The sequence below is a fragment of the Variovorax sp. 05N34 genome (genome assembly GCF_056397405.1).
In genome coordinates this window covers 289,291-302,206 of the sequence record NZ_JBFTNI010000007.1, presented here as the reverse complement: position 1 = coordinate 302,206, position 12,916 = coordinate 289,291, and the positions used below count along the sequence as shown (strand labels likewise).

The window sequence follows — 12,916 nt, the reverse complement described above, 5'->3', positions numbered from 1 at the left end:
GCGGAACCTTCTGTCGCGGCGCGCAGCATGGATCCAAATTGAAGAGCATCGGATCTGCATCCATTCTGGCACCGCAGTCGCCGCCAGATGGCGCCCTGAAAGGGAAGTGGTGCCGCTTGTCGGAATCGAACTGACGACCTACCGCTTACAAGGCGGTTGCTCTACCAACTGAGCTAAAGCGGCGTATTGACGGATTCTAGCGGCGCCGCGCCTGCTCGAATTTCACTTGATTCGCTTGAGTGAAGGCCGCGAGCCTCCACCATTGGGCGGCCGGGGCGGGTCCGCCGGGTCCACGGGTGCATCCGTGGTCTCGACAGCTTCTTCAGCACCTTCGCCGGTCACAAGATGGACGATCTTGCTTGCATCGCCTTCAGTGCCCCGCGAAGCGTCCCGCAACGGCGTCCGTGTCGGGGCGGACGGCGGCGTGGAGTTCCCCGGAACCGAGCCCGTTTCGATCTGCGCAGGTCCTGGCGCAGGCGCAGGAAAGGCCATTCCTTGCCCGTTTTCGCGCGCGTAGATCGCGATCACGCGACCCACCGGCACACTGATTTCGCGCGCCGTGCCCGCAAAGCGAGCCTTGAATTCGATGAACTCGTTGCCAAGATTGAGCGAGCTCGTGGCATCGAAACTGATGTTCAGCACGATCTCGCCGTTCTTGACGTACTCACGGGGCACCTGGACGGTATCGTCGACCTGAACCGCGACGTACGGCGTGAAGCCGTTGTCCGTGCACCATTCATACAGCGCTCGTATCAGGTACGGGCGAGTGGATGACGATTCGAGTGCGTTGATCATGACCGGCGGCGTCAGCGCTTCACTTGCGCATGACCTTTTCGGACGGGGTCAGTGCTTCGATGTAGGCGGGACGAGAGAAGATTCGTTCAGCGTACTTCAAAAGCGGCGCAGCGTTCTTGCTCAGGTCGATGCCATAGTAGTCAAGGCGCCACAGCAGTGGCGCGATCGCCACGTCGAGCATCGAGAAATTGTCACCCAGCATGTACTTGTTCTTGAGGAACACAGGCGCAAGCTGCGTCAGCCGGTCGCGAATGTGCGAGCGGGCCTTCTCGAGCGCCTTCTCGTTACCCTTCGAACTGCGATTTTCGAGCGTCGACACATGCACGAACAACTCCTTCTCGAAATTGAGCAGGAACAGTCGGACGCGAGCCCTGTCGACCGGATCGCCAGGCATCAATTGCGGATGCGGAAAGCGCTCGTCGATGTACTCGTTGATGATGTTCGACTCGTACAGGATCAGGTCGCGCTCCACAAGGATCGGAACCTGCCCATAGGGGTTCATGACGCTGATATCTTCAGGCTTGTTGTAGAGATCGACGTCGCGAATCTCGAAATCCATGCCTTTCTCGAACAGCACGAAGCGGCAGCGGTGTGAAAAAGGGCAGGTCGTTCCCGAATACAAGACCATCATGGCGAAAGGCTCCTAAAAATCAAAAAGAGTGGGTCGCGTTCGCAACCCACTCTGCGGGACCAGACGCGCAAGGCGACTGATCGGCATCGTCGTCGTACTACTTGACGTCTTTCCAGTACGCGGCATTCAACCGCCAAACAAAGACCACAGCCATGACGAGGAACAACAGCACCCAGACACCAACCCTGATGCGCGTGTTCTGCGCCGGTTCGGCCATCCACTGGAGGTAGCTGACGAGGTCACCCACAGCCTGATCGTATTGCAACGGCGTCATGGTTCCCGGGGTAAGTTGCTCCCAACCCTTGAACACCTCGGTTTCGTGACCGTGCGATTCGACCTTGTCGAAAATCGGGCGGCGTTCGCCCTGCAATTCCCACAAGACGTGTGGCATGGCCACGCTCGGAAATGCAAGATTATTCCAACCGGTCGCCTTCGTGTCGTCTCGGTAGAAAGTCCGCAGGTAGGTGTAGAGATAGTCTGCACCGGTGCCACCATGGCCTGCGCGCGAGCGCGCGACGAGCGTCAGGTCGGGCGGAACGGCACCGAACCACTCCTTGGCTTGGCGTGGATCGATGTTGGCCTTCATGGTCTCACCGACCTTGTCGGTCGTGAAGAGCAGGTTGTCCTTGATCTGCTGCTCAGTGATGCCGAGGTCCTGCAGCCGGTTGTAGCGCATGAACGCAGCCGAGTGGCAGTTCAGACAGTAGTTGACGAAAAGCTTGGCGCCGTTCTGCAAAGCTGCGAGGTCGTTCGTCCGATTTGGCGCCTTGTCCCAAGGCATGCCTTCTTCCGCGGCGTGCGCGCCTGCTACGAAACCAAGCGCTGCGATCAACGTGAGGATCAGTTTCTTCATTCTTGTCTTCTCCCGGTCAGTGCGCTGCAAAGGTCACGCGCTCAGGGACCGGCTTGAATTCACCCAGGCGGCTCCACCACGGCATTAGCAGAAAGAAGCCGAAATAGAACAAGGTACCCACTTGCGACACCCGCTCGCCGGTAGGCGACGGCGGTTGAACACCCAGGTACGCAAGCACCACGAAGTTGATGACAAAAATCCCGTACAGGAACTTGTGCCAGCTCGGGCGGTAGCGAATCGACTTCACAGGGCTGTGGTCCAGCCAAGGCAGGAAGAACAGGATGATGACGGCGCCGCCCATCACGAGAACGCCCCAGAACTTCGCATCGATCGACAGCATCATCGCGGCCACGCCGAGCGCCACGATCACGATGAGCCCCTTGAAGATCGACGGGATGCGTGTCTTCAAGACGCCAAACGCTGCACCGGCGACCACGCAGGCAATGAGCGCGTACATCATCTCGCTGGTGATCGCGCGGAGCATTGAATAGAAAGGCGTGAAATACCAGACTGGTGCGATGTGATTCGGCGTCTTCAGCGAATCGGCCGGGATGAAGTTGTTGTATTCGAGGAAATACCCACCCGCTTCTGGCGCGAAGAAGATCACGGCCGAGAAGATCGTCAGGAACACAACGACGCCGAAGATGTCATGCACCGTGTAGTAGGGGTGCGACGGGATGCCATCCAGCGGATTGCCGTCAGGACCGCGATTGGCCTTGATCTCGATGCCATCGGGATTGTTCGACCCCACTTCGTGAAGCGCGATCAAGTGAGCGACGACAAGGCCGAGCAGCACCAACGGCACCGCAATGACGTGGAAGCTGAAGAAGCGATTCAGGGTAGCGTCGCTCACCACGTAGTCACCGCGAATCAGGATCGCGAGATCAGGGCCGACGAATGGAATCGCGGAGAACAGGTTGACGATCACCTGTGCGCCCCAGTAGCTCATCTGACCCCAAGGCAGCAGATAGCCCATGAACGCCTCGGCCATCAGGCAAAGAAAGATGGCGCAGCCGAAGATCCAAATCAGTTCTCGCGGCTTGCGGTAGCTTCCGTAGATGAGCCCGCGGAACATGTGCAGGTAGACGACGATGAAGAACGCCGAAGCTCCCGTCGAGTGCATGTAGCGGATCAGCCAGCCCCAAGGCACATCTCGCATGATGTACTCGACCGACGCGAACGCGAGTTGCGCGTCCGGCTTGTAGTGCATCACGAGGAAGATGCCCGTCACGATCTGGATCACGAGGACCAGCATCGCGAGAGAGCCGAAGATGTACCAGAAGTTGAAGTTCTTGGGCGCGTAGTACTTGCCCCACTGATCGTTCCAGAGCTTGGTCAGCGGGAAGCGGTTGTCGACCCAGTTCAGCAACTTTTCGCCGGCGGGTGCGTTGGGGGAGATTTCCTTGAGTTCAGCCATGTCGTTCTCCTCAAGCCTTCTTGTCGTCGCCGATCAGGAGGCGGGTGTCGGAGAGATACATGTGCGGAGGCACCGGGAGATTGTCCGGCGCGGGCTTGTTCTTGAACACGCGAGCCGCCAGATCGAAAGTTGAACCATGACAGGGGCAGAGGAAGCCGCCGTGCCAGTCGTCCGGCAGCGAAGGTTGCGGGCCGGGCTGGAATCTGTCCGTTGGCGAACAACCCAAGTGGGTGCAGATGCCGACGACAACGAGGATTTCGGGCTTGATCGAGCGGTGCTCGTTGCGCGCATAGGGAGGAGTGAACTCGTCGGGATTGCGCTTTGATTGGGGATCGGCAAGTAGCGGATCGAGCTTGGGCAACTCAGCGATTTGTTCGGGTGTGCGCTTGAGAATCCAAACAGGCTTGCCCCGCCATTCGACGGTCATTTTTTCGCCCACCTGAAGGCCGCTGATGTCGACTTCGACCGGCGCACCGGCAGCCTTGGCTTTTTCTGAAGGCTCGAAGGTGCTGACGAACGGAATGGCAACTGCCACTCCGCCCACCGCTCCTGCACAACCTGATGCGATCAACCACGTCCGCTTGCTAGTGTCGATCCGGGGGCGGCCGGCGGTGCTGTCACTCATGGGGATCCTCAATGTTCTTCGCTAGGGTCTTGGGGTCAACCGGCGATTGTAGCGGAGCGTAAATGCCGATTTCAACGCGCCGAGTCGCGCGAGAGCGACGAGTTCCCCCTTGATAAAACCCTTGAGTCGCAGCCCTATACTGGCCGGCGTCTCAATCCGCACATGAGGTACCCGGCATGAGTTTCTTCAAGGAGTTTCGAGAGTTTGCCGTCAAGGGAAACGTGATCGACCTCGCAGTCGGTGTGATCATCGGCGCCGCTTTCGCCAAGATCGTCGACTCGCTGGTGAGCGACATCATCATGCCGCTGGTTGGCCTTGTCTTCGGCAGACTCGACTTCTCGAACCTGTACATCCTGCTGGCGCAAAAACCGCCGAACGTCGCCGACAACCTCATCGAACTCAAGAAGGCCAACGTTCCTGTGCTGGCGTACGGCAACTTCATTACCGTTGCGCTCAATTTCGTGATCCTCGCCTTCATCATTTTCCTGATGGTCAAGCAGATCAACAAGGTGAAGAACGCGATCGACGCTGCGCCGCCGCCGCCAGCCGCCACGCCGGAAGACGTCCTGTTGCTCCGCGAAATCCGCGACAACCTCAAGCGGCCCTGAGCGCCGCAGCGTCTCGCGAGAGCGTGCGTGCCATGCGCACCGCCTCGACGAGGCTCGACGGATCGGCACGCCCCGTGCCGGCAATGTCGAACGCAGTGCCGTGATCAGGGCTGGTCCGTACCAGCGGCAAGCCGAGTGTGACGTTGACGCCCTTCTCGACGCCGAGGTACTTGACCGGAATCAGGCCTTGGTCGTGATACATCGCAATTACCACGTCGAACTCCCCTCCCCCTGCAGACTTCTTGCGGGCCCGCATGAAAACGGTGTCCGGCGCATGGGGTCCATCGGCATCGATGCCCTCTTTCCTCGCAGCCGCAATCGCCGGCGCAATGACGTCGCGCTCCTCGTTCCCGAAAAGACCTCCTTCGCCAGCGTGTGGATTGAGCCCCGCCACGCCAATCTTCGGAGACCGGCCCAGCACTGCGCTCAACGCGCGATGCGTGATCCTCATCGTGTCGAGAACACCGTCGAGCGTCACCGCCTCGATCGCATTGCGCAGCGACATGTGAATGCTGACCAGCACGGTTCGCAGTTCGTCGTTGGCAAGCATCATGCGGACCGGGACTTCAGCCACTGGACGGCCCAGATGGATTGCAGTCTCGAACTGAAGCAACTCGGTGTGTCCCGGGAACTGAAAGCCCGCCGCAGACAGCGCTTCCTTGTGCAAAGGCGCAGTCACGATCGCCGCAATGTCGCCTTTCAGGGCTGCTCGAGCGGCCCAAACGACGCACTCACCCGCGATGCGCCCGGCGACCGCGCTGATTCGCCCGACGTCGATTGGCGTGCTGACTTTATCGACCACCTGCAGGACCGGTACGCAGGCAGGCGGGACATCGGCCGCAGCGTCGGGTGATTCGATTTCTGCAACGGGCAGCGGCAGCGAACCCGGAACCGCCAAGGATTGCGCAGCGCGCCGAATGATGCCGACGTCACCGGCGACGAAGCATCCCCGCAGATCATGCGCGTCACCGCCGAAGGCCTTGACGATGATCTCCGGCCCGATGCCGGCGGGATCGCCCAGTGTGATCGCGATGGGAAACTGAAGATTGCTCACGCCGGATTGTCAATGTCGATGAATTCGTGCGCGAGACCCAGTTGGGCGGCCACATGGCCGGCGACCGCAGGAGCGCCGTAGCGTTCCGTTGCGTGATGCCCGCACGCTAGGAACGCCACGTTCATTTCACGCGCATAGTGGGCCTGGGGTTCGGAGATTTCGCCGGTGATGAAGGCGTCCGCGCCCGCCGCGATCGCCGCCTCGAAGTAGCCCTGGGCCCCGCCCGAGCACCAAGCCACACTCCTGATGGGACGCTGCTGCGCGGGACCCACCAATGTGACTTTCTTTTGGAGCGCTTTCTCGGCATGCGCCGCCAGCGCGGCGGCGTTGGCAAAGACTTCGCCGTCCGCTCGTCCACCGAAAAATCCGAGTTCCTGATCCCCGAACCGCCCCGTTGAGCCGGCGTGGGCGGTCAGTCCGAGCTTTGCGCCCAATTGAGCGTTGTTGCCCAACTCCGGATGTGCATCAAGGGGCAAGTGATATGCGAAAAGGTTGACGTCATCGCCGAGCAGCAGGCCGAGGCGCTGACGCATCCAGCCAGTCACGCGCCCGTCCTGGCCGCGCCAGAAAAGCCCGTGATGGACAAAGATGGCATCGGCTTCGGCGTGAATGGCGGCTTCGATCAGCGCGCGGCTCGCAGTCACGCCGGAAACGATCTTCCGGACGGTCGTGCGGCCTTCGACCTGGAGGCCGTTCGGTCCGTAGTCCTTGAATCGCTCGGGAGCAAGCAGCACGTCGAAGGCGAGAAGTAGTTCATGGCGGGTCGTGCTCATCGCGCCATTGTGGACCCGGCAGACGCCGGCTGCATGCCAGGGGCGCGGCTGCAGACCCGGAAACCTGTCGCGCGTTGAGGGACAATGAAAAGCACTGCGCCCACCCACAGAGGCGCATTTACTTCCTCGGATCAGTTCTTTTCATGAAACGCATCTGGCTGCTGTTTGCCCAAGCCGTTACCGTTCTTCTCGCGGCCTATTTTGTCGTTGGAACACTCAAGCCCGAGTGGCTCGACAGGCAAGCAAACGGGCTGCGAGGCACGATTGCCGTGACGGAGGCGCCCCCCGTAAATCCACAGGCGACGGCGCCCGGTAGCCTGAGCGGCGCGGCCAAGAAGGCGTCGCCCGCGGTTGTCAGCATCAACACCAGCAAGGCGGCACAGCTGAATCCCCGCAACAACGACCCTTGGTTTCGCTTCTTTTTCGGCGACCCGGGCGCCAACCAGCCGCAGGTTGGACTGGGCAGCGGCGTGATCGTCAGCGCGGACGGCTACATCCTCACCAACAATCACGTGGTCGAGGGCGCCGACGAAATCGAAGTCACGCTCAACGATGGCCGCCACGCGCACGGCAAGGTGATCGGGACCGATCCGGATACGGATCTGGCCGTCCTTAAGATCGATCTGGACAAGCTGCCGGTGGTGGTCCTCGGCGACTCCGATGCGTTGCAAGTGGGAGACCAGGTGCTCGCCATCGGCAATCCGTTCGGGGTCGGTCAGACCGTCACGAGTGGCATCGTTTCGGCGCTCGGGCGCAACCAGCTCGGCATCAACACCTTCGAAAACTTCATCCAGACCGATGCAGCAATCAATCCGGGCAATTCGGGCGGCGCGCTGATCGACGTCAACGGCAATCTCGAAGGCATCAACACCGCCATCTATTCGCGTTCGGGCGGCAGCATGGGGATCGGGTTTGCCATTCCGGTCTCGACGGCCAAACAGGTGCTGGAGGACATCGTCAAGACCGGCAAGGTCACGCGCGGATGGATCGGCGTGGAGCCGAACGAACTGTCTCCCGAGCTGGCCGAGACCTTCGGCGTCAAGGCCAAGACGGGCGTGATCATCACTGGCGTGCTGCAAAACGGGCCGGCGGCGAAGGCGGGCGTTCGCCCTGGCGACGTCATTACGGGCGTCGGCAACAAGGACATCCGAAATGTCCAGGAGCTGCTGACCGCCGTGGCCGGTCTCAAGCCAGGCAATTCGACCCGATTTGCCATGCAGCGGGGCGGCGACAAGCTCGAACTGGAAGTGACCGCAGGCGCGAGGCCCAAATCGCCGGTCCGACGCGTGCCCTCGGAGACCGAGTGACAGAGGCGACCGCTGCCGCTCAGGGCTGAGCGGAGTCGGCGCTTTCTTCCGGCGCCTTGGTGTACTTCGAGAAGTAGCGCGCACCGATGATGCCGACTTCGTACAGCAGGCACATCGGGATCGCGAGCGCAAGCTGAGAAACGACATCCGGCGGCGTCAGCACCGCCGCGACCACGAAGGCGACGACGATGAAATAACCGCGGAATGAGCGCAGCTTTTCGACGGTAACCATCTCGAAGCGCACCAGCAACATGACCACGATCGGCACCTGGAAAGCCACGCCAAAAGCGATGTAGAGCGACAGGATCGCCTCTACGTACGACGAAATATCCGGAGTGGCGGCGACAGACGGCGGCGTGAATCGCTGGATGAAGCCGAACATCTTGTCCAGAACGAAGAACTGGACGAACGCGATGCCGGCGTATGCGAGCAGGCTGCCGAAGATGATCAGCGGCAGCGCAAACTTCTTTTCGTGGCTGTAGAGCCCCGGCGCCACGAACATCCAGACCTGGTACATGAGCCAAGGCAGCGCCAGGAGCACCGCGGTCATTGCCAGCACCTTGAGCGGCACGAAAAACGGCGAGAAAACACCCACCGCGATCAACTTCGCGTCGTGTGGCATGTGGTTGCGGATCGGCACGGCGATCAGGTCGATCAAACCGCTGGGGCCCGGCCAAATGGCAAGCAGGATGCCGGCAACCACGAGGCCATAGACGCAATAGAGCAGGCGATCCCGCAGCTCCATCAGGTGTTGGACGAAAGGCTGCTCGGTGCCAGCCAGTTCGTCTTCTTTGTTCTTGTCGGTGGAGTCGGCCATGTGGGGGGCGCTGCGGACGGGAATTCAGGGCGCGCTCGATGCACCCGGATCGCGCCGAAACTAGTTGATCTTGTGAGGACGGTAACGGGCTACACGCGCTGCGCCCGAGAGCGCCTTGGTGCGCACCCCGTTGCGCGCCTTGTACCACTGCGGCGTGGCGCCCTGCTTCAAGCGCCAATTCTTGCGTGGGTGCTTGTATTGCGGATAAGCGGCGAGCACCGGCTCTTGATCGGCGGGCGTGTGGCCGATATCAGAAATCTGCTTTTCGAATTCGCTCGCGCCCGATTGGATGCTGTGCTGGACATCGCGAGCGGCATCCTGCACCGTATCTTTCATCTTGCGCAACTCGTCCAGGTCCATCGATCGATTGACCTCGGCCTTGACGTCGTTGACGTAGCGCTGCGCCTTGCCGAGCAGCGTGCCCACAGTGCGGGCAACGCGCGGCAGCTTTTCAGGTCCGATGACGATGAGTGCGACTGCGCCGATCAGCGCGAGTTTCGAGATGCCGAGATCGATCACGGACGTTTGTGGCTCAGGACTTCTGACGCGCTTCGACGTCGATCGTCGACTTGTCGGCAGCGCCGGTGTTGGTCACCTGAGCGTTCGGGTTGGCTGGCGTTTCAGGTGCCGAGCCGTCGCGCATGCCGTCCTTGAATCCCTTGACCGCACCGCCGAGGTCCGAGCCCATGTTGCGGAGCTTCTTGGTGCCGAAGATCATCACAACGACGAGCAGCACGATCAGCCAGTGCCAGATGGAAAGTGAACCCATGGATTACTCCTGAAGAATGTGAGAGATTTTAGACGGCGCGCAAATGCCGCCTGATGGGGCGGGAATCACCCTCTGAGCCATGGCCGGGGGCCGCCCATGACGTGTATGTGGAGATGGTGGACCTCCTGCCCGCCCTCAGCCCCGGTATTGACGACGATGCGAAAACCGCCGTCAGGATAGGGCCTGCAGCCCTGCTCGACGGCCAGCTTGGGAGCCAGGACCATGATCTTCCCGAGCAAAGGCGCGTCTTCAGGGCTGACCTGTGCCATCGAAGGGACATGCCGCTTCGGCACGATCATGAAATGCACTGGCGCCCACGGCGCAATGTCGTGGAAGGCGAAGAGTTCTTCATCCTCGTAGACCTTGCGCGAGGGAATCTTGCCCTCGATGATCTTGCAAAAGACGCAGTTCGGGTCAGAGGACATTCGATGGCTCCATGGATCGGCCCGCGTTCATTCGCACCATCCCCTTGACGATGCGATAGAGGAACCAAAGGGAAATCAGGGCCCAGGCGATCCAGCCCGGCACGAAGAGAAGCAGCCACAGCCATGCCGTGAGCACATACAGCACGCCGGCCAACACGACCGTTCGAATGCGCCAGCTGAAATGCGATGCCTGCCAAGTGCCTGCCGCCTCGTCGCGCTTGACGAGGTCGATGATCAGGGCGATCAGCAGCAGGCCGACGGAAGCCTGTGCACCAGGCAGGACCGCGCCGATTGCCACCACGAGGTGCAGGATGTAACTGACCCAGCCCCAGGTCTTGAGGGAGTCGTTGGGTTCGACAGTCACGATGTCGTTGGGCATGGTGTCCTCTCGTTTCCTCAGTCGTTGGAAGCTTCGCGATCCTGCGCCTTGCGCAGGGCTTTTTCCTCGATGCCGCTGGTACCTTCACGGCGCTCGAGCTCTGCGACCACGTCGCTTGGCGAAAAGCCGTAATGCGCGAGCGCCACCATGCTATGGAACCAGAGATCGGCCACTTCGTTCACCAGTTTGGAGCGATCGCCGCCATGGTCAGCATCCTTGGCCGCCATGACAACTTCGGTCGCCTCTTCGCCGATTTTCTTCAGGAAAGCGTCCGGCCCCCGATGAAGAAGGCGCGCGACGTAGCTCTTGTCGGGATCGCCGCCGCGCGCAGGCAGCCGGCTCTCGATCACGGCAGCCAGCCGCGCCAGTGCGTCCGCGGAGTTGGATTGTGTGTCGCTCATCTTGGGGACGATGTGTAGATCGCGGCAGGGTCTTTCAAGACCGGTTCGGCAACTGTCCAACGGCCGTTTTCGTATTTGCTGAAAAAACAGCTGTGGCGGCCCGTGTGGCATGCAATCCCCGGCTCGTGTCCGAGCTGAGTGACCTTCAGTAACACGACGTCATTGTCGCAATCGATACGAATCTCATGGACGGTCTGCACGTGGCCCGATTCCTCGCCCTTGAACCAGAGCTTGCCGCGGGATCGGCTGAAATACACGGCGCGACCGATTTCGGCGGTCTTTGCCAGTGCTTCGCGGTTCATCCAGGCGAACATCAGGACGTCCTTGCTGCCCTGCTCCTGTGCGATCACGGGCACCAGTCCGTTTGCATCCCACTTCACTTCGTCGAGCCAATTCATGGCTGAATTGTCGGTCATCAAAACCGCACGGGAATGCCCCGCGCCGCCATCTGCGCCTTCGCTTGGCCCACGGTGAATTCGCCGTAGTGAAAGATGCTTGCGGCAAGGACTGCATCGGCGCCGCCCGTCTGTATGCCGTCAGCTAGGTGTTCGAGGCTGCCGACCCCGCCCGAAGCGATCACGGGCACGCTCACGGCGTCACTGACGGCGCGCGTGAGTTCGAGGTCGAAGCCGCTCTTGGTGCCGTCACGGTCCATGCTGGTCAGGAGAATCTCTCCGGCGCCGCGCCGCGCCATCTCGACCGCCCATAGGACTGCGTCGAGACCGGTGTTCTTGCGGCCGCCGTGGCTGTAGACGTCCCAACCCGGTCCACGGGTTGCAGCGTCCTCCACCGTGCGGCGCTTGGCGTCGATTGCCACCACGATGCACTGGGCGCCGTATTTCTGGGACGCGTCTTCGATGACCTGCGGATTCGCGATGGCTGCCGAGTTGAAGCTGGTCTTGTCCGCGCCGGCATTGAGCAAACGGCGCACATCCGCCACGGTGCGCACGCCGCCGCCGACTGTCAGGGGAATGAACACCTGCGAAGCCACGGCTTCGATGATGGGGAGGATGAGGTCCCGCTCGTCGCTCGTGGCGGTGATGTCGAGGAACGTGAGCTCGTCCGCGCCCTGTGCGTTGTAGCGCGCGGCGATTTCGACCGGGTCGCCGGCGTCGCGCAATTCGACGAAGTTGACGCCCTTGACGACGCGGCCGCCGGTCACGTCAAGGCAGGGAATGATGCGTTTGGCAAGCATGGATTCGAGGGTCAGGAATTCAGGAAATAGTGAGTTGCTGCCAGCCTTGCCACTGCGCACCCGGCACCAGAAGGACAGGCTCGTCGATTCGCGCCGCCTCGACGCAAAGCATGTGGCGCCATCCATCATCGGGCAGGTCGTCGAGCTTGGTGCTCAAGATGGGGCCGGGGTTCCAGACCACCGTCTCGGTGCAGCTCGCACTGTGCGATATCTCGAGCGTGCCTGAAGGCTGGATCAGCCGCAGCGGACGCGCGGGGGATGCATAAACGCTGTCGAATTCAGAGCCGAAGCTGAGCGCGGGCGCCAGTTCGACGTGGCGATCGTCACGCACGGCATCCCAGCGATTGGCGCCTTGCAGGCCTTCGAGCCGAAGCGAAGTCACGTCGTCGACACGCAAATAGGTGTGCAGCGCAGCCGCAAAGGACCAAGGGCCGCTCCCGGGATTGTCGACCGTGAGCGCAACGCGCAGCGAATGCGGCGCAAGAGTCACTGTCAGGCGCAGGCGAAACGCATGTGGCCAGATGGCGCGTGTTGCCTCGTCAGCCTGCAACAAGAGGACGGCCGTGCTGCGCTTGCCATTGGTTTCCTGCGATTCAGGCTGCCACGGCACATTGCGCACGAACCCGTGCTTGGGCAGCGACCCACGCATGTTGAACTGCGGCCAGCAGATCGGCACGCCCCCCCGAATGGCGCTGTGGCCGTCGAAACGGGCATCGGGGCTCAGGTATAGGCGCTCCACGCCATCAGCGGTCATCCAGGACAGCACGTTCGCACCGTGGAGGGCGACCATGCAACTGTCGCCGGCGGGAAGCGCAAGGCGCACCACCGGTTGGCCGCGAAAAGCTGACGTTTGGACAGACATGGCCC

General features: G+C 61.4%; 18 protein-coding genes and 1 tRNA gene. 2 read left to right on the top strand and 17 right to left on the bottom strand.

Annotation, left to right across the window (positions count from 1 at the left end; translation table 11 throughout):
- Positions 1 to 107 precede the first annotated feature (107 nt).
- The 6 genes from AC1DMA_RS20465 to petA form a co-directional block, all read right to left on the bottom strand.
- Positions 108 to 183, bottom strand: a tRNA-Thr gene (locus AC1DMA_RS20465).
- A gap of 39 nt (positions 184 to 222) precedes the next feature.
- Positions 223 to 795, bottom strand: coding sequence for a ClpXP protease specificity-enhancing factor (locus tag AC1DMA_RS20460; RefSeq protein WP_478125497.1), 573 nt, complete (start codon positions 793 to 795; stop codon positions 223 to 225).
- A gap of 19 nt (positions 796 to 814) precedes the next feature.
- Positions 815 to 1,426: a glutathione S-transferase N-terminal domain-containing protein gene (locus AC1DMA_RS20455; RefSeq protein ID WP_088955903.1), complete on the bottom strand. Its 612-nt coding sequence runs from the start codon at positions 1,424 to 1,426 to the stop codon at positions 815 to 817.
- A gap of 97 nt (positions 1,427 to 1,523) precedes the next feature.
- Complete coding sequence (locus AC1DMA_RS20450) at positions 1,524 to 2,279, bottom strand: cytochrome c1 (protein ID WP_478145340.1); 756 nt, start codon at positions 2,277 to 2,279, stop codon at positions 1,524 to 1,526.
- A gap of 16 nt (positions 2,280 to 2,295) precedes the next feature.
- Positions 2,296 to 3,696: a cytochrome b gene (locus tag AC1DMA_RS20445; protein ID WP_478125495.1), complete on the bottom strand. Its 1,401-nt coding sequence runs from the start codon at positions 3,694 to 3,696 to the stop codon at positions 2,296 to 2,298.
- Positions 3,697 to 3,706: 10 nt separating this feature from the next.
- Positions 3,707 to 4,321, bottom strand: coding sequence for a ubiquinol-cytochrome c reductase iron-sulfur subunit (gene petA / locus AC1DMA_RS20440; RefSeq protein WP_478125494.1), 615 nt, complete (start codon positions 4,319 to 4,321; stop codon positions 3,707 to 3,709).
- 176 nt (positions 4,322 to 4,497) lie between these two features.
- Between petA and mscL the strand changes: the two genes are divergently transcribed.
- Positions 4,498 to 4,929 (top strand): large conductance mechanosensitive channel protein MscL, encoded by a 432-nt coding sequence (gene mscL / locus AC1DMA_RS20435; protein WP_478125493.1) that lies wholly within the window; start codon positions 4,498 to 4,500, stop codon positions 4,927 to 4,929.
- On the opposite strand, the gene pdxA is transcribed toward mscL, so the two are convergent.
- Positions 4,916 to 5,983, bottom strand: a complete 1,068-nt coding sequence (gene pdxA, locus AC1DMA_RS20430) for a 4-hydroxythreonine-4-phosphate dehydrogenase PdxA (protein ID WP_478145339.1) — start codon at positions 5,981 to 5,983, stop codon at positions 4,916 to 4,918. The two genes, mscL and pdxA, sit on opposite strands and share 14 nt — an antisense overlap.
- Complete coding sequence (locus tag AC1DMA_RS20425) at positions 5,980 to 6,756, bottom strand: Nif3-like dinuclear metal center hexameric protein (protein ID WP_478145338.1); 777 nt, start codon at positions 6,754 to 6,756, stop codon at positions 5,980 to 5,982. The genes pdxA and AC1DMA_RS20425 overlap by 4 nt, the downstream gene beginning before the upstream one ends.
- Before the next feature lie 143 nt (positions 6,757 to 6,899).
- Here AC1DMA_RS20425 and AC1DMA_RS20420 point away from each other — a divergent pair, with 143 nt between their 5' ends.
- The gene (locus AC1DMA_RS20420) at positions 6,900 to 8,063 is read left to right on the top strand and encodes a Do family serine endopeptidase (RefSeq protein ID WP_478145337.1); all 1,164 of its coding nucleotides are present in this window, start codon (positions 6,900 to 6,902) and stop codon (positions 8,061 to 8,063) included.
- A 19-nt stretch (positions 8,064 to 8,082) separates the two neighbouring features.
- Here the strand turns inward: AC1DMA_RS20420 and tatC are convergent, their stop codons facing one another.
- From tatC to AC1DMA_RS20375, 9 genes are all read right to left on the bottom strand, one after another.
- Entirely contained in the window at positions 8,083 to 8,880 is a 798-nt protein-coding gene (gene tatC, locus AC1DMA_RS20415; RefSeq protein ID WP_478125489.1) for a twin-arginine translocase subunit TatC, read from the bottom strand.
- A gap of 60 nt (positions 8,881 to 8,940) precedes the next feature.
- On the bottom strand, positions 8,941 to 9,399 hold the full coding sequence (gene tatB / locus AC1DMA_RS20410; protein WP_478125488.1) for a Sec-independent protein translocase protein TatB: 459 nt from the start codon (positions 9,397 to 9,399) through the stop codon (positions 8,941 to 8,943).
- A gap of 13 nt (positions 9,400 to 9,412) precedes the next feature.
- Positions 9,413 to 9,649, bottom strand: coding sequence for a Sec-independent protein translocase subunit TatA (gene tatA, locus AC1DMA_RS20405; RefSeq protein ID WP_478125487.1), 237 nt, complete (start codon positions 9,647 to 9,649; stop codon positions 9,413 to 9,415).
- A gap of 65 nt (positions 9,650 to 9,714) precedes the next feature.
- Positions 9,715 to 10,074, bottom strand: a complete 360-nt coding sequence (locus AC1DMA_RS20400) for a histidine triad nucleotide-binding protein (RefSeq protein ID WP_478145336.1) — start codon at positions 10,072 to 10,074, stop codon at positions 9,715 to 9,717.
- On the bottom strand, positions 10,064 to 10,453 hold the full coding sequence (locus AC1DMA_RS20395) for a DUF4870 family protein (protein ID WP_478125485.1): 390 nt from the start codon (positions 10,451 to 10,453) through the stop codon (positions 10,064 to 10,066). The genes AC1DMA_RS20400 and AC1DMA_RS20395 overlap by 11 nt, the downstream gene beginning before the upstream one ends.
- 17 nt (positions 10,454 to 10,470) lie before the next feature.
- Positions 10,471 to 10,854, bottom strand: coding sequence for a phosphoribosyl-ATP diphosphatase (locus tag AC1DMA_RS20390; RefSeq protein WP_478125484.1), 384 nt, complete (start codon positions 10,852 to 10,854; stop codon positions 10,471 to 10,473).
- The gene (hisI, locus tag AC1DMA_RS20385) at positions 10,851 to 11,252 is read right to left on the bottom strand and encodes a phosphoribosyl-AMP cyclohydrolase (RefSeq protein WP_478125483.1); all 402 of its coding nucleotides are present in this window, start codon (positions 11,250 to 11,252) and stop codon (positions 10,851 to 10,853) included. The genes AC1DMA_RS20390 and hisI overlap by 4 nt, the downstream gene beginning before the upstream one ends.
- Positions 11,253 to 11,269: 17 nt before the next feature.
- On the bottom strand, positions 11,270 to 12,049 hold the full coding sequence (gene hisF, locus AC1DMA_RS20380) for an imidazole glycerol phosphate synthase subunit HisF (protein ID WP_478125482.1): 780 nt from the start codon (positions 12,047 to 12,049) through the stop codon (positions 11,270 to 11,272).
- 19 nt (positions 12,050 to 12,068) lie between these two features.
- A complete protein-coding gene (locus tag AC1DMA_RS20375; protein WP_478145335.1) occupies positions 12,069 to 12,911 on the bottom strand; it encodes a D-hexose-6-phosphate mutarotase in 843 nt (280 codons plus the stop codon).
- Between the last annotated feature and the right edge of the window lie 5 nt (positions 12,912 to 12,916).